This is a genomic window from Pseudomonas sp. PSE14 (assembly GCF_029203285.1).
Lineage (GTDB): Bacteria > Pseudomonadota > Gammaproteobacteria > Pseudomonadales > Pseudomonadaceae > Pseudomonas.
Genome location: NZ_CP115669.1, coordinates 2,297,088 through 2,318,632, shown reverse-complemented (window position 1 = coordinate 2,318,632; position 21,545 = coordinate 2,297,088). Strand labels below are relative to the sequence as shown.

Here is a 21,545-nt window from a genome sequence, read left to right as displayed (position 1 = left end):
GGCCGGCGTCCCTCGATCAGCTGGCAGGCGGACCCTGCACCCAGCGCCGGGTGGCGGACGCCCCCATACCAACTCAACGAGGCCCGTGTGAAGCGCGACATCCGCCTTGCCGTACTTCTGCTGTCGATCATCAGCCTGACCGTGGCGGCGGCCACCGCCTGGGAGCTGTGGGCCGCCCGCGAGCGCACCCTCGCCAAGGCCTACACCCACAACCTGAACCTGACCCAGGCGCTGGACACCTACGTCGAAGGCATCATCACCCAGAGCTCCATGCTGCTCCTGGGCGTCGCCGAGCGCCTGGAAGCCGACGGCACCGGCCCCGCGCAACTGGAGCGCCTGCGCCTATTGGCGCAGCACCAGCAATCCCTGCTCAGCCAACTCGACAGCATCGTCGTCTACGACGCCCACGGCCACTGGCTGATGACCTCCAATGGTCAAATTCCGCCCGACGCCACCAGCTCCGACCGCTCCTTCTTCATTCACCATCGCGACAACCCTTCGACCGACGCCTACATCGGCGAACCGATCCGCAGCCGCTCCACCGGCAAGTGGGTGATCACCGTCAGCCGCCGCTACAACCATCCAGACGGCAGCTTCGCCGGCGTCATCTCCGTCACCCTTGGCGTGGAGAACTTCCTCCAGCTGTTCGGCAAGATCGACATCGGCCGCCACGGCGCCATCGGCGTCACCACCGTCAACGGCCAGGTACTGGTGCGCTACCCGTTCCGCCAGGGCGACATGGGCCGTGTGCTGTCGCACTCGCCGATCTTCAGCGGCTACCTGGACCACGCCCAGGTCGGCACCGCCTCCTTCAACTCCTCGCTGGACGGCATCGAACGCATCTACGCCTTCCGCAAGAACGAGCGCTACCCCCTGGTGACCACCGTCGCCCTGGGCAAGGACGAAGCCCTGGCCTCCTGGCGCGCCGATGCCCTGCGCACGGTAGGCATCGCCTTCGGCCTGCTGTTGGTGATCGTGATCATCGGCTGCCTGATGATCCTCGCGATCAAGCGCCGCATCGGCACCGAAGCCCTGCTGGTGGCCGCCCGCGAAGAACTGCTCAAGGCCAACCGCCAGCTCGAAGTGCTGGCCTCCCGCGACCCGCTCACCGGCCTGCAGAACCGCCGCAGCTTCGACGACCGCCTCGCCGCCGAACTGCGCCGTGCCCAGCGCGAGCGGACCCCGCTGGCCCTGCTGCTGATCGACGTCGACTACTTCAAGCGCTTCAACGACACCTACGGCCACCCCGCCGGCGACGACTGTCTGCGCAGCGTCGGCCAACTGCTGGCCGATAACGTAAGGCGCCCCGGCGACCTGACGGCGCGCTACGGCGGCGAAGAGCTCGCGGTGATTCTGCCCAACACCGACAGCGCCGGAGCGCAGGCGGTGGCCGAACAGATCCTGCAAAACCTCTGGCAGAGCAACCTGACCCACGTTGGCAGCCCGCTCGGCCGGGTGACCGCCAGCATCGGCATCGCCGCCCTGCCCGCCGGCTCGGACGCCTCCGTCGCCGACCTGATCAGCGCGGCCGACCAGGCCCTGTACCGGGCCAAGGCCGCTGGCCGCAACCGCCTGGATTGCGCACCCGACCTCCCCGGAGCAGCGCAATGACCTTCGCCCCCGCCCTGCTCGACGCCCTGCGCAACGCCCGCCATGTGGTGGTCTTCACGGGCGCCGGGGTTTCCGCCGAAAGCGGCATCCCCACCTTCCGCGATGCGCTGACCGGTCTCTGGGCACGCTTCGAAGCCTCCCGGCTGGCCACCGCCGAAGCCTTCTGCGCCGACCCGGCGCTGGTCTGGGGCTGGTACCAGTGGCGCCGCAGCCTCGTGCATCGCGCGCAACCCAATCCCGCGCACCTGGCCATCGCCGCGCTGGCCGGCAAGGTGCCGCAACTGACCCTGGTGACCCAGAACGTCGACGACCTCCACGAGCGCGCCGGCAGCCCATCGGTCATCCACCTCCATGGCCAGCTCGAACGCCCGCGCTGCTTCACCTGCCAGCGCGAACCGGAAGCGCCGCTGCCGGTCCCCGACGAGCCAGAGGCCGGCCGCCACGTCACTCCGCCGGCCTGTGTCCATTGCGGTGGGCCGCTGCGCCCTGGCGTGGTGTGGTTCGGCGAAAGCCTGCCGATGAATGCCATGAACCACGCGTTCGAAGCCGCGGAGAGTTGCGACCTGCTGATCTCGGTGGGCACCTCCGGCGTGGTCTACCCGGCGGCGGAAATCCCGCAGGCCGCCTGGCGCGCCGGCGCCACCGTGCTGCACATCAACCCCACGCCAGGGCCATCGCACGGCGAACGCGACTTCGCCCTCGCCAGCGCGGCGGGTGTCGTCCTGCCGGCACTGGTAGAAGCAGCGTTCGGCTAGAGCCGGGGCGCTGAATGGAGATCGCGCCTACAGCTTCACGCCGGCGTGCTCTTCGTAGGAGCGACTGTCGGCGTATTCGTAGGGCGTACAACCGTTCGCGGTTGTACTCCGATTCACCAGGCTCCTCAGTTGGCACATTGGTTGAGCTCGAAGCGCTCGATACAAGATGTCCCGATTGAAGTTCGTGCAACCGGAAACCCAGGTCAAACGGCGTATAACGTCGAACGTTATACGCCCTACGTTCCAAGCACCTGGGCCAGTCATTGAAGCGGAGCGCGGGGCGGCCCTCGCAGGAGCGGACCTTGTCCGCGATCCGCCGGCAAGGCCGGCGCAGGAACAGGTTCGCGAGCAAGCTCGCTCCTACAGGTCCAGGTCAATGCGCACTTCATAGGAGCAAGCCCGCGAACAGGCACTACACCGCCGGCAAATGCGACGTCACACAATGGATGCCACCCCCACCAGCGGCGATAGGGTCGATATCCAGTTGTACGATCTCGCGATCCGGGTACAGCTCGCCGAGCAGCGCATGACAATGCTCATCCGCCGCCGCATCGCCGAACTTCGGCGCGATCACCCCGCCGTTCACCGGCAGGTAGTTGATGTAACCGGCGGCGAAGTCCGGGTTGTCGCGGTTGTACTGACTGGGCTTGGGCCTGGTCGGCGGCGGCAGGCTGTGCAGCTTCAGCGGCCGGCCATCGGCGTCGGTGGCGCCCTTGAGAATGTCCAGGTGGCGACGGGTCACCGCGTAGTCGTAGGACTGCGGGTCGTTGTCCAGGTTGACCACCACCACGCCCGGCTCGACGAAGCGCGCATAGAAGTCCACGTGGGCGTCGGTGATGTCCTTGCCGCGGATGCCCGGCAGCCAGATGATCTTGCGCAGCCCCAGGCGTTGCTTCAGCTCCGCCTCGATGCGCGGACGCGTCCAGCCGGGATTGCGGTTGTCGTTGACCCAGCAGCTCTCGGTGAGGATGGCCGTGCCATGGCCGTCCACCTCGATGCCGCCGCCCTCGCCACACAGCGCGCTGACGATATGCCGCGCTTCCAGCTCCTCGGCCAGGGTCGCCGCCACTTCGCCGTCGCGCTGGGCGTGCTGCTTGCCGCCCCAGCCGTTGAAGTTGAAGTCGGCCAGGGCCAGCCCACCGGCGTCGTTCACCAGGTAGCAGCCGCCGTAGTCACGAACCCAGATGTCATCCAGCGGCATGGCCATGAAATCGACGCCCTCCGCCGCGCACGCGCGCTTCGCCTCGGCCAGCTGCGCCGGCCGGCACAGCACCGTCACCGGCTGGAACTCGGCAATGGCGCGGGCCAGCCGCGCCACCGTGGCGTTCACCGCGGGTGCGAAGTCCTCCCAGACATCGGCACTCGCGGCGTAGGCAACGAACACCCGCTCCTGCTTGCGGTGCTCGTCGGGCATGTACCAGCGCTCCGTGGCCAGGGCGACGCGCCCCAGCCCCAAGCCGAGCCCCGTTGCCAGCGTCATGCCGGCGCCAAGCAGGTTCCTGCGAGTCAACATGTTCTCTCCTTAGCTGCCGGTGCCGGTCTTGAAGCTTGTCCAGGTACGCATCCGCGCACGCATGTCGCGCTGCGGGATGTCCTTGCCGGGGAACAGCCGCGCATAGGCCTTCTCATCAAGATAGATGTCCGGATTGTTGCGCATGCTGGCGTCAACCATCGGCCGCGCCTTGGCGTTGGACGTCGGGTAGCCGGTGGCGTTGCTGATTGCCGCCATCACCTGCGGGCGCATCAGGTAGTTGATCAGTGCGTAGGCGTACTCCGGGTGCGGCGCGTCGACGGGGATCGCCATGGTGTCCATCCACACCGAGGTGCCCTCGCGCGGCACGCGGTACTCGAAGCGCTCCTTCTTGCCGGCCTCGTCGGCGGCGCGCTGCGACTGGATGACATCGCCGCTGTAGCCCAGCGACAGACACAGGTCGCCATTGACCAGCTGGGTGACCGGCTGCGACTGGAACTTGCGGATGTACGGGCGAATACCGTTGAGCACCGCCAGCGCGTCCGCCAGGTCCTGGGGCTTGCCGCTGCGCGGATCGCGACCAAGGTAGTTGAGCACCACGGCGAGCACCTCGTCCGGCGAGTCGATCAGCGAGATGCCGCAGTCGGCGAAGCGCTTGGCCAGCTCCGGCTTGAACAGCAGGTCGAGGCTGTTCACCGGCGCGTCGGCCATGCGCTGGTCGATCTTGGCGCGGTTGAAGGTCAGGCCGATGCTGCCCCAGGTGTAGGGCACCACGGCATGCCGCGAGTACGGATACTTGGTCTGCAGGCTTTGCAGCCCCGGCTCGATGTCGCCCAGGTGCTCCAGCTTGCTGTCGTCCAGCTTCTGCAGCGCGCCGGCGCGCATCAGCCGCTCAGCCACGGTGTCGCCGGGGAAGACCAGGTCGTAGCCGCTGTGCCCGGCCATCATCTTGGCCTCCAGCGTCTCGCTGCCGTCCATCACGTCGTAGATCACCTTGATCCCGGTTTCCCGGGTAAAGCCGGCCAGGGTATCGGGGGCGAAGTAATCCGCCCAGTTGAACAGGCGCAGGACCTTTTCCTCCGCCGCCGCGGGTTGCAGGGCGCAGGCCAGGGACAGGCCCAGCGCGCCGATCAGCATCGATTTCATGGTCAGACTCCCTGGCCTTGCCAGCGTGAATGAAGGTGCCGGCCGTCGAGGCCGAGCAGCGGGCCGTACATTTCCGGGCGACGGTCGCGGAACACGCCCCAGGTCAGGCGCTCCTCGCGCGCCAGGCCCAGGTCCAGTTCACGTACCAGCACCGCCGCCTCGTTGCGCCCGGCTTCGGCAACCAGCGCACCCTTGTGGTCGGTGATGAAGGACGAGCCGTAGAAGCGCATGCGCAGTCGTTCATCGCTCGGCGCCACTTCCTCGCCGATACGGTTGGCCGCCAGCACCGGCAGCAGGTTGGCGGCGGCGTGGCCGCGCTGGGCGGTCTGCCAGTGGTCGCGGGAATCCAGATGCGCAGCCCCCGGCTCGGAACCGATGGCGGTGGGGAACAGCAGCAGCTCCGCACCTTGCAGCGCCAGGCAGCGCGCCGTCTCGGGGAACCACTGGTCCCAGCAGATGCCCACGCCGATGCGGCCGACGGCGGTATCCCAGACACGGAAACCGGTATCGCCGGGGCTGAAGTACTCCTTCTCCTGGTAACCGATGGCGTTAGGGATGTGCGTCTTGCGGTACACCCCGAGCAGGCGGCCGTCGGCGTCGGCTACGGTCAGCGAGTTGAAGTAGGCGTTGCCGGCGCGCTCGAACCAGCTCAGCGGCAGCACGACTTCGAGTTCCGCAGCGAGCCTGGCGAAGCGCCGCAGGATCGGGCTGTCCTCGTAGGGCTGGGCCAGCGCCAGGTGGTCGTGGTCCTGCTCGATGCAGAAGTACGGCGTGGCGAACAGCTCAGGCAGCAGGATCAGCCGCGCCCCGGCAGCGGCCGCCTCGCGCACGCGGCGTTCGGCCTCGTCGAGGTTGGCCGGCAGGTCCCAACTGCAGGAGAACTGCAGCACCGCAACGCTCAGCTTGCTCATCACACGCCCTCCAGCGGCCAGGCCGGCTGCTGTTGGGTGATGCAGTGCACCCCACCGCCGCCGTGGGCCAGGTGGTTGATGCGCACCGGCACCACCTCGCGGCCGGGGAAGGCGCGGGCCAGGGTAGCGGCGGCTTCATCGTCGGCGGCGATGCCGTAGGCCGGCATGATCACCGCGCCATTGGCCAGGTAGAAGTTGGTGTAGGAGGCGCAGAAGACTTCCGCTTCCGGGTCCACCGCCGCGCTGGCTTCGAACAGCTCGATCAGCTCGAAGGAACGGCCTTTGGCATCGGTGGCCAGCTCCAGGGCGCGGCGGTTCTCGCGCGCCACCTCGGCGTAGGTGCTGGAGGCATCGCGGGTAGCATCCACCAGCAGCACGCCGGGCCGGGCGAAGGCACAGACGCCATCGACGTGGCCGTCGGTCATGTCGCCGGTGACGTACTGCGGGTCGCCCGGCAGCCAGATGGTCTTGGTCACGCCCAGCAGGCGGGCGAAGATTTCCTCCATCTCGCGCTTGCTCACACCGGGGTTGCGGTTGGGGTTGAGCAGCACCGACTCGGTGGTGATCAGCGTGCCCTCGCCGTCCACATGGATCGCCCCGCCCTCGTTGGCCAGCGGCGTGCCGAAGCAGTCCAGCCCCAGGTGATTGAGCACGCGACGGCCCAGGCCCTCGTCCAGGGTGTGCGCCGACTTGCCGCCCCAGGCATTGAAGCGCCAGCTCACCCCGGCCGTGCCGTGCTGCGGGTGGCAGACGAAGGTCGGCCCGGAATCGCGGCACCAGCTGTCGTCGATCGGCAGCGGCACCAGCTCCACGTTCGGCCCGCACAGCTCGGCGGCACGGGCGACGGCGGACGGGTCGACCACCAGCTTCACCGGCTCGAAACGGGCGATGGCATTGGCCACCCGGGCGAAGTCTTCCTGCACCTGCTCCAGGGTCACCCGCCAGCCGCCCTCCCAAAGCGGGCGGTTATGCGGAAACGCCATCCAGGTCGCCGCGTGAGGTACCCATTCGGCAGGCATGCGCCAGCCGTTCTGCATATCGTCGAGATGCATATACAAAGCCTTTGGTTAGGAATTTTTATCGGAAGAAAAGGGTTCAGCGGCGCCTGAAACCATCCTAGGCCTGTGAATACGCGACAACAAACGATAGATTTTGTGTAAATCTGATCAGCAGAACTTATCGATCATGCTCAAACACTGGCCTCCCCTGAACACCCTGCGCGGCTTCGAAGCTGCAGCCCGGCTGGGCAGCTTCCACAAGGCGGCGGAGGAACTGCACCTCACCCAATCCGCCATCAGCCAGCAAATCCGCAGCCTGGAAAGCTTCGTCGAGCAACCGCTGTTCTACCGCTCCGGGCGCAAGGTCGCCCTCACCGACGCCGGCTTCGACCTGCTCAGCACCACCCAGTCGCTGCTGCAACAACTGGCCGTGGGCATCCGTCGCCTGGACCAGTACCGCAAGCCCAACCAGCTGGTGGTCAACACCACCCCGGCCTTCGCCCGCCACTGGCTGGTGCCGCGCCTGGGCGACTTCCACGCGCGCCATCCGCAGATCGACCTGTGGCTGCTGACCACCAGCGAAACCCCGGACATGGCCACCCAGACCATCGACATCGCCGTGCGCGACGACCTCACGGCCCAGGCCGAGTGTCGCTTCCGCGTGCTGCTGGAAGACCGCCTCTACCCCGCCTGCCATCCGCGCCTGCTCGACCAGCCACAGACCGCGCGCACCACCCTGCACGGCGAGCGGGAAATGGACTGGGCGCATTGGCAACTGCAGGGCGGCGCCGACATCGGCCAGCGCAGCGCGGGGCTGAACTTCTCCGACCCCGGCTTGCTGCTGGATGCCGCCAGCCAGGGCCTGGGTATCGCGCTGGTCAGCCAGTTGCTGGCGGGCGATGCGCGGAAGAGCAACCTGCTGACGCCGCTGTGCGAGCAGACCGTGCGCGGGCCGAACTGGTCATTGCTGGTGCACCAGCAGAGTGAGCGGACCACGCAGGCCGGGCAGTTCTGCGCGTGGCTGGAGGGGGCGTTGGGGTTGGCATAGCCGGCAAGCTGATCTTCCAGGAACGTAGGGCGTATAACGTTCGACGTTATACGCCGTTTGACCTTGGTTTCCGGCCACACGGACTTCGTCCGGACGCCCGTCAAGCAGCGCTTCGAGCTCGACCCATACGCCAACTGGGGATCATGGTGTATCGGCGTACAACCGCGAACGGTTGTACGCCCTACGCATGCGCAGACCGTTGCCCCACGTAAACCCCTCGGCCCTACGAAAGACGCTTTTCCAGGAGCGATTCCACCGCGTCTGCAACACCGATGGCATCTTCCCTTGACCTCAAGTCAACTTGAACTCGTAGGGTTACACCAAGCCCGCTCCGAGCACCCCGGACGCGCCCTTCCCCTTGCGTGAGCCCACGGAGAAACCATGAAGACCATCGCCATCCTCTACCACAGCGCCAGCGGTCGCACCGAGCGGATCGCCCAGACCATCGCCAGCGGCGCCCGCCTCGTGCCCGGCTGCGAAGTCCACCTGCTCAAGGCCCAGGACCTGATCGGGCGCCCGGACGCCCTGCTCGCCTATCACGGCCTGATCCTCGGTTGCCCCACCTACCTGGGCGGCGTTTCGGCGCCGATGAAGGCCCTGATGGACGCCACCGGCCCGCTCTGGCGCCAGCAGAAACTGCGCGGCCGCCTCGCCGCCGGCTTCACCGTCTCGGCGCTGCCGGCAGGCGACAAGCAGTCCACGCTGATCTCGCTGTTCACCTTCTGCATGCAGCACGGCATGCTCTGGGCCGGTAATCCGATCCTCCCCGAGCAGCACCTGGGCGTGCCCTATGACGAGGCCGCCAACCGCCTCGGCTCCTGGTCCGGGCTGATGGCCCAGGCCGACAAGACCGCCCAGGACTTCGCCCCCGGCGACCTGAAGACCGCTCGCATGTTCGGCCAGCACTTCGCCGAAACCCTCGCCCGCCTGCACCAGCCGCACCTGGAAGCCACGCAGGAGGCCCACGCATGATAGCCCGCCGCTACAGCCCGTTGCTGTTCGCGCTGATCCTGTCCGGCGTGATGACCCTGCTGGTCTCCGGCCTCTCCACCTTCCGTGCCGTCGGCCTTGTTTCCGACCTCAGCCGGCTCTGGCTGGGCGCCTGGCTCACCAGCTGGTGCGTGGCTTTCCCGCTGGTGCTGGTCATCGCCCCGCTGACACGGCGACTGGTGGAGAAGCTGGTTCAGCCCAATCCGTAGGATGGCGTGGAGCGCAGCGATACCCATCATCTCCAGTCGCAACGACAGAGGACGGCACCGGGCGCAGGGACCACTGAATGCGCCCGGTTCCGCCGACTCGCCTACGCTTATCCGGGCCCACTCCAACCCGGGGATAATCATGTCGGAGCACTTCGATAGCAGCCGCCGCCACCTGATGCGCCTGGCTGCCGTAGCACTGGCCGCGTCGCAACTGCCCAACGTGGCGCAAGCCGCCAGCGAACCGAGCAAGACCGTGCCGACGGCAAAGGCCGGCGGACATAGCCAATTCAAGGCGCTCAAACAGATCGACGCCGGCCTGCTCAGCGTCGGCTACGCCGAGGACGGCCCGGCGGACGGGCCAGTGGTCATCCTGCTCCACGGCTGGCCCTACGACATCTACAGCTTCGTCGACGTTGCCCCGGCGCTGGCGGCCCAAGGTTTCCGGGTCATAGTGCCCTGGCTGCGCGGCTACGGCAGCACGCGCTTTCTCTCCGACAAGACCCTGCGCAACGGCCAGCCGGCGGCGGTGGCCAGCGACATCATAGCCCTGATGGACGCTCTGAAGATCGACAAGGCCGTGCTCGCCGGATTCGATTGGGGCGCGCGCACCGCCGACATCATCGCCGCCCTCTGGCCGGAACGCTGCAAGGCACTGGTGGCCGTGAGCGGCTATCTGATCGGCAACCAGCAGGCCGGCAAGCAGCCCTTGCCGCCGGAAGCCGAATTCCTCTGGTGGTACCAGTTCTACTTTGCCACCGAACGCGGCGCGGCCGGCTATGCGAAGAACACCCACGACTTCACCAGGCTCATCTGGAAACAGGCCTCACCGAAGTGGAACTTCGACGACGCCACCTTCGAGCGCAGCGCCAAAGCCTTCGAAAACCCCGACCACGTCGCGATCACCCTGCACAACTACCGCTGGCGCCAGGCCCTGGCCGAAGGTGAGCCGCAATACGACGAGCTGGAACAGAAACTCGCCAAGGCCCCGCCCATCGGCGTGCCCACCATCACCCTGGAAGGTGACGCCAACGGCGCCTTCCACCCGCCACCCAAGGCCTATGCGGCGAAGTTCACCGGCAAGTACGAACACCGGACATTGACTGGAGGGATCGGGCACAACCTGCCGCAGGAGGCACCGGAGGCGTTCGTGAAGGCGGTGCTGGACGTGGCGGCCTGGTAACCGCGAGAGATCGGCTCTGGTGTACCGTCCTGCCGTCCACTCACGTAGCATCGGCAAACAACCGATGGAGCCATGACACCTTGAAAATCATCCGCAGCAAGCGCTTCACGGCGAACCGCCCCTGGGGGGCGCTGGACATCGCCAACATGAACGGAATCACCACCCGCCTGCACTGGACCGACCAGCCGTACAAGTGGCACATCAACGACGGCGAAGAGGTGTTTGCGGTACTCGACGGGCAGGTGGAGATGCATTACCGCGACGCGGATGGCGAGCATCGGGTCATGCTGGAGAGCGGGGATATCTTCTACGCCTCGATCGGCACCGAGCATGTGGCCCATCCCCAGGGCGAGGCGCGCATTCTGGTGATCGAAAGCGAAGGCAGTGTCTGACCCGCCCCGACGGAGCCTGTCCGCAGAAATGAAAAAGCCCCGCATTAGCGGGGCTTTTTCTACAAGTGGCGTCGATTAGACGGCGCGAACTTGCTCAGCCTGCGGGCCTTTCTGGCCGGCGGTCACGATGAAGCTGACCTTCTGGCCTTCGTCGAGGGACTTGTAGCCGTTGCCTTCGATTTGACGGAAGTGAACGAATACGTCCGGGCCGCTTTCCGGGGTGATGAAGCCGAAGCCCTTCTCAGCGTTGAACCACTTGACGGTGCCGTTTTGACGATCGGACATGATGTTGTCTCCAGATATAGATTGCTAAAGGCCAGCCGAATACCGACCAACCATGAGCTGAATGCGTAGTGAAGAGGTGCCGAGGAGATGGAACATCGTGTAGACAGAACATCAAGTCGCGGCGCTTTACCGGGCAGGCAGCGCGAGCAGAATACATGGGGCGTAGGGAATTGGTAGCTTTTTTTCACTCCGGCGGGGGTATTTGACGGGCGGTCGAGGGTTCGGAGCGGGGTTCGGACATGGGCGAAGGCCCGGTTTTCGGGCTTTTGCGCCTGTTGGGTGGGTGGATTTTCGATTGTTCTGCTGGAGGATCGAAAGCCAAGCCTGCCCGCTCGGAGAGGGGCTTTCGTAGGAGCGGACCCTGTCCGCGATGCTTTTCGTTTTGTTTGGGTGTTTCTGCGCCGCTCCTGCGCATGAACACCCAAGTCCGACAACGACAAAGTGCAGTTCGCGAGCAAGCTCGCTCCTACAGGCGCATGCCCCGCCTCAATGACTGAGGTAATGGCTCGACAACCAGTTCAATGCCCTCCCCGGCCTGGTCAGCGCATCGATGAAGCTCGGTCCCCAGAACCTGATGTCATTGGCCTGCAGCACCGCATACATGTCCCGGTGCCGCGCCCGGCGCTCGCTCAGGGGCATGCGCAGGGCGGTGTCGATGGCGTCGGCCAGGGCGTCGCGGTCGTGGGGGTTGATGATCAGCGCGCCACCCAGCTCGGCGGCGGCGCCGGCGAACTGCGAGAGGATCAGCACGCCGGGATCGTCCGGGTCCTGCGCGGCGACGAATTCCTTGGCCACCAGGTTCATGCCATCGCGCAGGGGCGTCACCAGGCCGATGCGGGCGTGGCGCATGACCATGGCGATGTCCTCGCGGCGATGGTTGCGCGCCACGTAGCGCAGCGGCACCCAGGACACGGCGCCAAAGCGCCCGTTGATGTGCCCTACCCGCGCGCTGACGGCGGCGTCGATGTCGGCGTATTCGGGGATGTCCTGGCGGCTGCCGGGCGATATCTGCAGGCAGGTCACGCGGTTGTGCCACTCGGGGTAGCGCTCCAGGAAGCGCTCGTAGCCGTCCAGGCGGTTGACGATGCCCTTGGAGTAGTCGAGGCGGTCCACCCCGACCATCAGCGCGCGGCCGCCCAGGCTTTCGCGCAGGTCGTCGGCGGCCGGGCTCTGCGAGGCCTCCTCGGCCAGTTGGCGGAAACCGGCGGCATCCACGCCCACGGGGAACACGCCGACACGAAAGTGCTGGTCTTCCAGGTGGTAGCGGCGGCCGTCGGGCGTGGCGGCGCCGACTATGCGGGTGAGGTAGCGAGCGAAGTTGCTGGCGTCGTTTTCGGTCTGGAAGCCGATGAGGTTGTATTCGGTGAGCGCACGGATCAGCTCGGCATGGTGCGGGATCGCGGTGAGCAGGTCCGCCGGCGGCATGGGGATGTGCAGGAAGAAGCCGATGCGGTTGGCGTGGCCACGGGCGCGCAGGGCCAGGGCGAGCGGGATGAGGTGGTAGTCGTGCACCCAGAGCACGTCGTCCGGCTCCAGCAGCGGGCTCAGGCGCTCGGCGAAGAATTCGTTGACGCGCCGGTAGCCGCCGAAGTCGGCCTCGCTGAATTCGGCGAGGTCGACGCGGTAGTGCAGGATGGGCCACAGCACGCGGTTGGCGAAGCCGTTGTAGTACTCGTCGAAGTCCTGCGGGTGCAGGTCGGTGAGCATGTAGGTGAGGTTGCCGCGTTCGAGGGTGGTCAGCGGGCCCGGTTCCTCGGCCACCTGCCCACTCCAGCCGAACCAGATGCCTTCGCGATCGCGCATGGCGGCCTCGATCGCGACGGCGAGACCACCAGGCGCGGCTGGGTGGTGTTCATCGGGCACCATGACCCGGTTGGAGATCACCACGAGGCGCGGCATAGACCTTCCTCCCAGCCGATGGAGAGACGCATGGCTGAGTTGATCAGCCCGGCCATGGAGTAGGTCTGCGGAATGTTGCCCCAGAGTTCGCCGGTGTGCGGATGCAGGTCTTCGGAGAGCAGGCCGTAGCGGTTGCGCGCGGCGATCAGTTCCTCGAACAGCGCACGGGCTTCGTCGCGGCGGCCGATGGCGGCGAGCGCGTCGAGGTACCAGAACTTGACCACCAGGAAAGCCGTTTCCGGCACGCCGAAATCATCCGGCGCGGCATAGCGCAGCAGGTGGCCATTGACGTTGAGTTCGCGGCCGATGCATTCGACGGTGGCGATGAAGCGCGGATCGTCGGCTTCGATGATGCCCAGCTCGTTCATCAGCAGCACGCTGGCATCGAGGTCGTCGTGACCGAAGGCGCCGGTGAAGCATTGCTTCCTTTCGCTCCAGGCCTCGGCGAGGATGCGCTCGCGCAGGCGGGTGGCCTTCGCCATCCAGGCCTCGCCCGCCTCGACCCGGCCCAGGCGTCGGGCGATACGTCCGACGCGGTCGCAGGCGACCCAGCAGAGCAGCGCGGAATGGGTGTGGATGCGCTGCCGTCCACGGTATTCCCAGATACCCGCATCGGGCTCGAAGGCCGCATGCACGGCCTTGTCGGCGAGGGACTCGAGCAGCTGCAGCATGCCGTCGCTGCTCGGGCTGGGCAGGCGGTCGTCGACGAAGCTCTGCAGCACCGCGAGCACCACGGAGCCGAACACGTCGTGCTGGTTCTGCTCCACCGCCTGGTTGCCGACGCGCACCGGGGCGTGGCCTGAAAATCCGGCCAGGTTCGGCTCGTCACGCTCGGTGAGGTCCATGTCGGGGATGATCCCGTACAACGGCTTGAGTTCGGCGTCACCGCTGGCCACGGTGGTGATGAAGTCGATGTAGCCCTCCATGGTGCGCGTGGCGCCCAGGCGGTTGAGGGCGAGGATCACGAAGTACGCGTCGCGCAGCCAGCAGTAGCGGTAGTCCCAGTTGCGCCGGGAGCCGGGCGCCTCGGGGATGGAGGTGGTGGTGGCGGCAATGATCGCGCCGGTCTCCTCGAAGTTGCACAGCTTGAGGGTGATGGCCGAGCGGATCACCACCTGCTGCCACTCGAAGGAGATGGCAAGACCCCGCACCCAGTCATGCCAGTGGCCCTGGGTGCGCTTGAGGAATTCGCGGACGACGTCGCCGGGGGCGTTGTCCAGCGGCTCGTCCATGCCGATCACCATGCTCACCGGGTGGCGCAGGGCGAAGCGGGTTTCGTTGAGCAGGTAGGACAGCGGTGCGTCGGTGGTCAGGCGGATCGGCTCGTCGCCATCCAGGTAGCGGATGTGGCTGGAACCGGCCACGCTGCGGCGCGGCTTGCCATAGCCATGGGTCGGACGCACGCGCAGGGTGACCTTGGGCAGCCCTTCCAGCGGCTCGATCAGCCGGCACAGCTGGGCCGGACGAAACACCCGGCCGTATTGCAGAAAGCGCGGCGCGAAGTCGGTAATGCGCACCGCAGCGCCACTGTCGTCGCGCAGGATGGTGGTGATGATCGCCGTGTTGCGCTGGTACTCGGACGTATGGCTGACCTGGCCGTCGAGCAGCACGTCGGCGAAGCCCTTTTCCTCATCGCCGGCCAGCAGCCGGGAGAACGCCGGGTCGCCATCGAAGTTGGGGTAGCACCACCACACCAGCCGGCCCTTCGGGTTGACCAGGGCGGCCACGCGGCAGTTGCCGATCAGGCCCAGTTCCAGTGCTCCTTCGTGCCGTTCAGTCATCGATCGTTTCCTCCTGCCGCCGTGATGAGTGCAGTACGGACCGCCGCTGCGTCGGCGAAGACGGCACTCGCCCCCGGCAGCGTGCGCCCGACCGAAAGTCCCAGCCCTTGCAGGCTGGGCATCAGGGCCAGGGCGGGTTGGTCGGTGAGGTCGTCGCCCACGAACAGCGGGCGACGACCGGCGAAGGCCGGCGTGGTCATCAGGCGCTCGATGGCGCCAGCCTTGTCGACGCCTTCGGCGACGATTTCATAGACCTGTTTGCCCCCCAGCAGGCATAGGCCCGCGCCTTCCGGCGCGATGAGCAGCGCCTGCAAGGCCACCCGCAGTGCCGGTGCGCTCTCGGGGGCGGCGCGGTAATGCAGGGCGAAGCTGCTGCCCTTGTCTTCGGCCAGTACGCCGGCATGAGCGCAGGCCAGCGCATTGAGCTGCACGCGCACGCAGGCGGGCAGGTCCCTGGTGGTACGGCGCAGCGGGCTGTCGCCGGTTTCGCGCCAGTGGGCGCCGTGACCGCCGCTGGCGGGCAGGCGCAGGGGATGGAAGAGCCGGTCCAGTTCCTCGACCGGGCGGCCACTGATCAGGGCCAGGGCACCGTCGAGACGTCGATGCAGCTCGCTGAGCGCATCGACCAACCCGGGCGGAACGCGCACCGCGTCGGGGGTTTCGGCGATGTCCAGAAGGGTTCCGTCGACATCCAGGAACACGGCGGTCTGCGCGTACTGGCCAAGCCAGAGTTGCAGCAGCGCGGTGGCTGAGACCTCGCTGAGCGGGGCCATGGCCGTGTCGACAGGTCCTCGTTGCGGGGGACGTGACATAAGCCATTTTCTCCGGTTGCAGCTCGTGCCGTTGTGCCTGCGAAGCCACAACGGACGGTTGAAGGAGTCAATGGACCGTAACACGCATGAACCAGGGGGTCGACCGGAAATGGCCCGGACGGTGCATGGCAGAAGGCCGCTTTCACAGCAGGCGGAGGTGCCGAGGCCCCTGCACCCGCCGTGTCGAGGGGGACCATCTACGCTACTAGGCTGACAACCGACTTCTGAGCACGAAAAGGACCCGCACATGCACACGATCACACGCTGGCTGGGCACCGCGCTGCTCGCCCTCGGCCTGCTGGGCCAGGGCGTCACCGCCGAGGAGCGCAAACCGATCCACTTTGGCGAACTGACCTGGGAGAGCGGCAGCCTGATCACCGAGATGCTGCGCCTGCTGGTGGAAAAAGGTTACGGCTACCCCACCGACACCCTGCCGGGCAGCACCGTGAGCCTGGAGGCGGCGCTGGCGCACAACGACATCCAGGTCATCGGCGAGGAATGGGCCGGGCGTAGTCCCGCCTGGGTCAAGGCCGAGGCCGAACACAAGGTTTACGGCCTGGGCGATATCGTGAAGCACGCCGACGAGGGCTGGTGGGTGCCGGACTACGTGGTCCACGGCGACCCCGCGCGGGGCATCGCCGCGCTAGCCCCGGAGCTGCGTTCGGTGAGCGACCTGCCGCGCTACCGCGAGGTGTTCCGCGACGCCGAGTCGCCGGACAAGGGCCGCTTCCTCAACAGCCCCACCGGCTGGACCTCGGAGATCGTCAACTCGCAGAAACTCAAGGCTTACGGCCTGGACAGCAGCTACGTGAACTTCCGCAGCGGCTCGGGCGCGGCGATGGACGCCGAAATCGCCTCGTCGATCCGCCGGGGCAAGCCGGTGCTGTTCTACTACTGGTCGCCGACCCCGCTGATGGGCCGCTACAAGCTGCTGCGCCTGGAAGAGCCGCCGTTCGACGCCGAGGCCTGGAAGACCCTGTCCGACCCCGACAATCCCAATCCGCGCGGCAGCCGCTCGCTGCCGGCGAAGCTGTCGGTGGGCGTCTCCGCGCCCTTCCACCAGCAGTACCCGGAGCTGGTGGCGTTGTTCGAGAAGGTCGACATCCCCATCGACCTGCTCAACGCCGCCCTGGCGAAGATGAGCGAGACGCGCCAGCCCCCACGTGACGCCGCACGGGGCTTCCTCAAGGCCAACCCGCAGGTCTGGCAGGGCTGGCTGCCGGCCGAGCAGCGCGCCAAGGTCGAGGCCGCCCTATGACTGATGCCGAGCATCATGGCCGGTCTCAACCGGACGGCGATGATGGCGCTGCCGATGGTGGCCTCGATGATCGGCGCGCGTGGGCTGGGCGAGGATGTGCTGGTGGGCATCCAGACGTTGTACGTCGGGCGCGCCTTCTAGGCGGGCCTGTCGCTCGAGCACGGAGAGATAGGCGTTGACCGAAACCTCGCCGCTGCACGCCGTGTCGCCGAGCCTGGAAAACGTGCTGCGTCTGCGCCTGCTGGGCTGCGGGCTGTCCATCGACGATTTTGGCTGTGGCGACCCGGGCCGACTCGGTGGCCTGCCTGGCCGACTGATGTTGCGCGCAAAAGAAAACGGCTGCTGCCGACATCCTGTCCGCACCAGCCGTTTAGGTTGCCCTCAGCAAAGGACCCACGAACTGTAGGCCATTGCCATCAATTTGCCTTCCCCCTCCTCCCGCATCGGACTTCCGTACGAGCATCGAACCATTTCCCCCGCTGTGATGGTTCCGCTATCCCAAGGCCTTCGACAGTGGCTACCATGCACGCTCGTACCGGCTGGCAGGCAATCTCCAGCCCCCTCCCCACAACAGCGATTCGACCGCCCCTCCATGACCGACTCCGCCCGCCGTCCTGCCCTGCGCCTCGCCCTCTGCGCCACCGCCCTGACTCTCGCCACTGCCGCCGGATTCTTCCTCTGGCAGAGCTTCTACCCGGTCCGGGCTGCCGATGGCTGGAGCGTCGAAGTAGTACAGCGCGAAGTGAAGAAGGCCGCTTCCATCGTGCCCCTGCCCGACGGCGGCCTGTTGGTCAGCCAGGAACTGAAGGACGGTCAGGGCAACATCCTGCGCATCACTCCCAGCGGCGAGCGCAAGGTGGTGATCGACGGCCTGTCCAAACCGGACGGTCTGATCGCCGCCCAGGGCGGCTGGGTGTTCAGCCAGGAAACCGACGACAAGCCCGTGCAAATGCTGCGGGACGGCAAGCTCAGCACGCTGTTCCAGGGCAACTCGGTGCAGGGGCTGTGGGACGACGGCGACTTCCTCTACGCCATCGAGGACCGCCACGACAGCGGCCGACTGCTGCGCTACCGCTGGAGCGACGGCGAACTGAACGTGGTGCGCGACCGCCTCGACGAAGCCGAATCGATCACTCGCTGCAGCGACGGCCGCCTGCTCTACACCCAGAAGAACCAGGGCAAGCTCCGTCAGCTCAGCGATGATGGCAACGACCCGGAAATCCTCAGCGACTTGAACAAACCCACCTTCGTCATGTGCGATGCACGCGGCATCTGGATCAGCGAAGACTCCACCCACCGCGCGCGCCTGCTGCTGTGGGACGGCAAGGGCGAGCCGCAGACCGTGCTGTCGTTCCTCAAGGCGCCCCAGGCCCTGGTCGCCGACGGCAAGGGTGGCTACCTGCTCGCCGAGGGCGGGCGCAACCGCGTGCTGCGGCTCGCGCCGGCGAAATGACGCAGCCGCCCTACTCCGCAAGCCCCGGCATCACCAGGCCGGGGATTACCTCAACCAGCGCATCGATGGCCAGACGGACTTTGCGCGGCAACTGAGTGGTCTGCAGCCAGGTGGCGTGGACGCCGTAGAGGAAGCCAGGCTGCTGCGGAAGAAGTTCTTCCAGCTCGCCGGCCATAATGGCTTCGCCCACCAGCCAATACGGCAACCACGCCAACCCCATGCCGCGAACCGCAGCATCGGCGATGGCCGCCAGGTCGTCGAAACGCAGCCGCGAGTTCGGCGCAAACTCCACCGGCGCCTGCCCTTCGCAGGGGAACAGCCACGGGTTGATTCGCCCGGAGCGGTGATAGACCAGCAGGTGGTGCTCAGCCAGTTCCGCGATGCCTGCGGGCCTGCCGTGTTGCGCCAGGTATGCCGGTGCGGCGCATACCACCATGCGTTGCCGGCCGATACGGCGGGCAATCACCCCGGCCCGTGGCTCCGGTTCGCCGGTACGGATGGCCAGGTCGATCTGTTCATCCGCCAGGTCGGTCAGGCGGTCGCTGAAGCGCAGGTCCAGTTCCAGGTGCGGATAACGCTGTGCCAGTTCCAGCAGGACCGGCGCTACGCAGCGCCGGCCGAAATGCACCGGCATGGCCACCCGCAGCCGGCCACGCGGCTCGGCCACCTCGCCGGCGGCGAGGATGTCCGCCGCCTCGGCATCGGCGAGCAACGCACGACAGCGCTCGTAGTAAATCCGCCCGGCCTCGGTGAGGCTCTGCCGGCGCGTGCTGCGCTGCAGCAAGCGGACACCCAGGCGCTCTTCGAGAAAACGCACATGCTTGCCCACCATGGGGGCGGACATTTCCAGGGCATCGGCCGCGGCCGCGAAGGACCCGAGGTCCACCGCGCGAACGAACACCGACATACTGGTCAGACGATCCATTCGTAACTCCTGATTTCGACTCAACATTTCCATAGGCCATTTATCGCCTTTTTTCCATGCCGGATAGTGGCTTTACGTCGAATCACTTTCGTATAGGAGCTTCACATGGAAAAAGTCACCACACGAGCCGTTCGCTTCCACCAGATCGGCGGGCCGGACGTCCTGCGCATCGAACCGCTGGAAATTCGCCAACCCGGCCCGGACGAGGTGAGCATCCGGGTCAAGGCCCTGGGGCTGAACCGTGCCGAGGTGCTGCTGCGCACCGACCGCTACATCGAGAGCCCGCGACTGCCCTCCGGCCTCGGCCTGGAGGCCACAGGCATCGTCGAGGCGGTGGGCAGCGAGGTTCACGGCTTCGCTGCAGGGGATGCGGTGAGCGTGCTGCCTCCCACGTCGATGCAGGAGCAGCCAACCCACGCCGAGCACCTGGTAGTACCGCAGTCGCGCCTGGTGAAGAACCCGACGGGGCAGACCTGGAGCGATGCCGCCGCCACCTGGATGCAGTACCTCACCGCCTACGGCGCGCTGGTGCAGGTCGCCGGGTTGCGCGCCGGTGACTTCGTCGTGATCACCGCTGCCTCCAGCAGCGTCGGCCTGGCCGCCATCCAGATTGCCCGGCGCGTTGGCGCGGTGCCGATCGCGGTAACCCGCAGTTCGGCGAAACGCGATGCGCTGCTGCAATCGGGCGCCGCCGAGGTGATCGCCAGCGACGAGGAAGACCTGCGCGCGCGGCTGTTCGAGATCACCGGCAAAGTCGGCGCGCGAGTGGTGTTCGACCCGGTGGGTGGGCCGATCTTCGAGCCGCTGACCGCCGCAATGGCCGAGGGCGGCATGCTCATCGAGTACGGCGGGCTGAGCCCCGAGCCGACGCCCTTCCCGCTGTTCGAGGTGCTGAGCCGCTCGCTGGTGCTGCGCGGCTACCGCGTCTACGAAGTGCTGGAAGACCCGGCGCGCCTGCAGGCGGCCAAGGACTTCATCGTCGAGGGGTTGGCCGACGGCTCGCTGCGGCCGGTCATCGCCCGCCGCTTCGGGTTCGACGAGATCGTTGAGGCCTACCGCTACCTGGAATCGAACCAGCAGTTCGGCAAGGTCGTGGTCACCCTGTAGCCATCGCACACCCCGCTGCGCAGGATGAAGCGGAGCCAGGGTGCCCGTTAACTAGAGGCCCCGCGGCCGTTCCGGTGGGCGGCACGCCGGGCGCATTCGGCGTGCCGCGTCAGCTCAGGGTGGCCAGGTAGCTGAAGGCATCGCGGACGGAGTCCGCTCCTAGGTTGCATGGCTTTTCCTGTAGGAGCGGACTCCGTCCGCGATTCGCCGGCAACGCCGGCGCGTCCAAGGTTCGCGAGCAGGCTCGCTGCTACAAATTCTCTAGAACCATCGGCCGATACAGCGGCTCGCAGGCCAGCAGCTTGATACCGGCCGGAGAGCTTTCCAGCAGACGGCGCTCGCCGTCGGCAACCTGCAACTCAAGAACGAAGCCCTGTCCACCTAGCGCGTCCGCGATGGTACGCACGGCGTCGCGCGCCCAAGGCAGGTCGGAGTCGAAATGGCCGAGCAACTGACCGTGTCGCTGGATGGTGAGGCGGTACTTCTGCATGGGATCTCCTTGGTGGAATCATTGGATGCGACACTTTGTATCGAGTCGATACCTTGACGAAGGCTACCCATCTGAACGATTTTGTCCAGGTAGTTTTTGATCGACACCATAACCGGGAGCGTCCATGAGCCTGCCCAGTATTTCCCTCGACACCCTCCTCACCGGCCGCGCCGATCCCTTCACCCGTCCCGGCTCGCGCAGCGCCATCGCCAAGGCGCCGCGCCAGGGTTCGCTGGCGGTCACCAGCCTGGGCCTGGAGAGCGACGAGCAAGGCGACCTGCGCGTGCACGGTGGCGTGGAGAAGGCCATCCACCACTACCCCCGCGAGCACTACGCACAGTGGATCGCCGAGCTGGGCGAACACCCGCTGCTGACACGCCCCGGCGCCTTTGGCGAGAACTTCAGCACCCACGGCTGGACCGAGGCGGACCTCTGCCTGGGCGACCGGGTGCGCGCCGGCACGGCGCTGCTGGAGGTGTCCCAGGGGCGCATGCCGTGCTGGAAACTCAACGACCGTTTCGAGTTGCCACAGATGGCCCTGCGGGTTCAGGAGTCCGGACGCACCGGCTGGTATTACCGGGTGCTGGAGGAAGGGGGGATCGCCGCTGGCGCACCTCTGGAACTGGTAGAGCGGCGCCATGGCGACTGGTCGTTGCAGCGACTCTCCGCCGTGCTCTTCGACAAGCGCGTGGACGCCGAAATCCTGCGCGACTGCCTGGAACTGCCGCTGCCGCCGAACTGGCGCCGCACCCTGTCGCGGCGCCTGGAGAACGGCGCGGTGGAGGACTGGAGCCCGCGCCTCGAAGGCAGCCCGAAGGCCTGAA

The 21,545-nt window shown here is 66.9% G+C and carries 22 protein-coding genes and 1 pseudogene; 13 read left to right on the top strand and 10 right to left on the bottom strand.

Translation table 11 applies throughout. The features are described from left to right. Positions 1-87: 87 nt before the first annotated feature. Together O6P39_RS10875 and O6P39_RS10870 are read left to right on the top strand one after the other, a co-directional pair. Complete coding sequence (locus tag O6P39_RS10875; RefSeq protein WP_275611344.1) at positions 88-1,611, top strand: sensor domain-containing diguanylate cyclase; 1,524 nt, start codon at positions 88-90, stop codon at positions 1,609-1,611. Beyond that, a complete protein-coding gene (locus O6P39_RS10870) occupies positions 1,608-2,366 on the top strand; it encodes an NAD-dependent deacylase (RefSeq protein ID WP_275611343.1) in 759 nt (252 codons plus the stop codon). The genes O6P39_RS10875 and O6P39_RS10870 overlap by 4 nt, the downstream gene beginning before the upstream one ends. A 412-nt stretch (positions 2,367-2,778) precedes the next feature. Here O6P39_RS10870 and O6P39_RS10865 read toward each other — a convergent pair whose 3' ends face one another. The 4 genes from O6P39_RS10865 to O6P39_RS10850 are packed head-to-tail and all read right to left on the bottom strand — an operon-like array spanning position 2,779 to position 6,946. Further along, the gene (locus O6P39_RS10865) at positions 2,779-3,846 is read right to left on the bottom strand and encodes an agmatine deiminase family protein (RefSeq protein WP_275611932.1); all 1,068 of its coding nucleotides are present in this window, start codon (positions 3,844-3,846) and stop codon (positions 2,779-2,781) included. A 42-nt stretch (positions 3,847-3,888) separates the two neighbouring features. Beyond that, positions 3,889-4,974 carry an extracellular solute-binding protein gene (locus O6P39_RS10860; RefSeq protein WP_275611931.1) on the bottom strand — a complete coding sequence of 362 codons (1,086 nt, stop codon included), beginning with the start codon at positions 4,972-4,974 and terminating at the stop codon, positions 3,889-3,891. Positions 4,975-4,985: 11 nt separating this feature from the next. Beyond that, complete coding sequence (gene aguB / locus O6P39_RS10855; RefSeq protein ID WP_275611342.1) at positions 4,986-5,894, bottom strand: N-carbamoylputrescine amidase; 909 nt, start codon at positions 5,892-5,894, stop codon at positions 4,986-4,988. Next, on the bottom strand, positions 5,894-6,946 hold the full coding sequence (locus O6P39_RS10850; protein ID WP_275611341.1) for an agmatine deiminase family protein: 1,053 nt from the start codon (positions 6,944-6,946) through the stop codon (positions 5,894-5,896). Before O6P39_RS10850 ends, aguB begins: the two co-directional genes overlap by 1 nt. 133 nt (positions 6,947-7,079) lie before the next feature. Here O6P39_RS10850 and O6P39_RS10845 point away from each other — a divergent pair, with 133 nt between their 5' ends. The 5 genes from O6P39_RS10845 (at position 7,080) to O6P39_RS10825 (ending at position 10,711) form a co-directional block, all read left to right on the top strand. Then, positions 7,080-7,940, top strand: coding sequence for a LysR substrate-binding domain-containing protein (locus tag O6P39_RS10845; protein WP_275611340.1), 861 nt, complete (start codon positions 7,080-7,082; stop codon positions 7,938-7,940). Positions 7,941-8,321: 381 nt separating this feature from the next. Continuing rightward, positions 8,322-8,912: a flavodoxin family protein gene (locus tag O6P39_RS10840; RefSeq protein ID WP_275611339.1), complete on the top strand. Its 591-nt coding sequence runs from the start codon at positions 8,322-8,324 to the stop codon at positions 8,910-8,912. After that, positions 8,909-9,139 (top strand): DUF2798 domain-containing protein, encoded by a 231-nt coding sequence (locus O6P39_RS10835; RefSeq protein ID WP_275611338.1) that lies wholly within the window; start codon positions 8,909-8,911, stop codon positions 9,137-9,139. The genes O6P39_RS10840 and O6P39_RS10835 overlap by 4 nt, the downstream gene beginning before the upstream one ends. Positions 9,140-9,278: 139 nt before the next feature. After that, positions 9,279-10,319: an alpha/beta hydrolase gene (locus tag O6P39_RS10830; RefSeq protein ID WP_275611337.1), complete on the top strand. Its 1,041-nt coding sequence runs from the start codon at positions 9,279-9,281 to the stop codon at positions 10,317-10,319. An 80-nt stretch (positions 10,320-10,399) separates the two neighbouring features. After that, positions 10,400-10,711 (top strand): cupin domain-containing protein, encoded by a 312-nt coding sequence (locus O6P39_RS10825; protein WP_275611336.1) that lies wholly within the window; start codon positions 10,400-10,402, stop codon positions 10,709-10,711. A gap of 75 nt (positions 10,712-10,786) precedes the next feature. Here the strand turns inward: O6P39_RS10825 and O6P39_RS10820 are convergent, their stop codons facing one another. From O6P39_RS10820 to otsB, 4 genes are all read right to left on the bottom strand, one after another. Continuing rightward, positions 10,787-10,996, bottom strand: coding sequence for a cold-shock protein (locus O6P39_RS10820; protein ID WP_015477564.1), 210 nt, complete (start codon positions 10,994-10,996; stop codon positions 10,787-10,789). 486 nt (positions 10,997-11,482) lie between these two features. Beyond that, positions 11,483-12,895: an alpha,alpha-trehalose-phosphate synthase (UDP-forming) gene (gene otsA / locus O6P39_RS10815; protein ID WP_275611335.1), complete on the bottom strand. Its 1,413-nt coding sequence runs from the start codon at positions 12,893-12,895 to the stop codon at positions 11,483-11,485. Then, a complete protein-coding gene (locus tag O6P39_RS10810) occupies positions 12,877-14,676 on the bottom strand; it encodes a glycoside hydrolase family 15 protein (protein WP_275611334.1) in 1,800 nt (599 codons plus the stop codon). Before O6P39_RS10810 ends, otsA begins: the two co-directional genes overlap by 19 nt. Further along, positions 14,673-15,449 carry a trehalose-phosphatase gene (gene otsB, locus O6P39_RS10805; protein ID WP_275611333.1) on the bottom strand — a complete coding sequence of 259 codons (777 nt, stop codon included), beginning with the start codon at positions 15,447-15,449 and terminating at the stop codon, positions 14,673-14,675. Before otsB ends, O6P39_RS10810 begins: the two co-directional genes overlap by 4 nt. Before the next feature lie 286 nt (positions 15,450-15,735). Between otsB and O6P39_RS10800 the strand changes: the two genes are divergently transcribed. The 4 genes and pseudogenes from O6P39_RS10800 (at position 15,736) to O6P39_RS10785 (ending at position 18,199) form a co-directional block, all read left to right on the top strand. Further along, positions 15,736-16,746, top strand: a complete 1,011-nt coding sequence (locus O6P39_RS10800) for an ABC transporter substrate-binding protein (protein WP_275611332.1) — start codon at positions 15,736-15,738, stop codon at positions 16,744-16,746. A 3-nt stretch (positions 16,747-16,749) separates the two neighbouring features. Next, a pseudogene (locus O6P39_RS10795) lies at positions 16,750-16,884 on the top strand (proline/glycine betaine ABC transporter permease); the annotation flags it as partial. Positions 16,885-16,921: 37 nt separating this feature from the next. Next, the gene (locus tag O6P39_RS10790) at positions 16,922-17,152 is read left to right on the top strand and encodes a hypothetical protein (RefSeq protein WP_275611331.1); all 231 of its coding nucleotides are present in this window, start codon (positions 16,922-16,924) and stop codon (positions 17,150-17,152) included. A gap of 186 nt (positions 17,153-17,338) precedes the next feature. Continuing rightward, the gene (locus O6P39_RS10785; protein ID WP_275611330.1) at positions 17,339-18,199 is read left to right on the top strand and encodes a hypothetical protein; all 861 of its coding nucleotides are present in this window, start codon (positions 17,339-17,341) and stop codon (positions 18,197-18,199) included. 10 nt (positions 18,200-18,209) lie between these two features. Here O6P39_RS10785 and O6P39_RS10780 read toward each other — a convergent pair whose 3' ends face one another. Continuing rightward, positions 18,210-19,124 (bottom strand): LysR family transcriptional regulator, encoded by a 915-nt coding sequence (locus O6P39_RS10780; RefSeq protein ID WP_275611329.1) that lies wholly within the window; start codon positions 19,122-19,124, stop codon positions 18,210-18,212. 105 nt (positions 19,125-19,229) lie between these two features. Between O6P39_RS10780 and O6P39_RS10775 the strand changes: the two genes are divergently transcribed. Next, a complete protein-coding gene (locus O6P39_RS10775; RefSeq protein ID WP_275611328.1) occupies positions 19,230-20,231 on the top strand; it encodes a zinc-dependent alcohol dehydrogenase family protein in 1,002 nt (333 codons plus the stop codon). A 250-nt stretch (positions 20,232-20,481) separates the two neighbouring features. Here O6P39_RS10775 and O6P39_RS10770 read toward each other — a convergent pair whose 3' ends face one another. After that, on the bottom strand, positions 20,482-20,721 hold the full coding sequence (locus O6P39_RS10770; protein WP_275611327.1) for a cytoplasmic protein: 240 nt from the start codon (positions 20,719-20,721) through the stop codon (positions 20,482-20,484). A 124-nt stretch (positions 20,722-20,845) separates the two neighbouring features. On the opposite strand from O6P39_RS10770, the gene O6P39_RS10765 reads away from it, so the two are divergent. Continuing rightward, a complete protein-coding gene (locus tag O6P39_RS10765) occupies positions 20,846-21,544 on the top strand; it encodes an MOSC domain-containing protein (RefSeq protein WP_275611326.1) in 699 nt (232 codons plus the stop codon). Position 21,545: the final 1 nt, after the last annotated feature.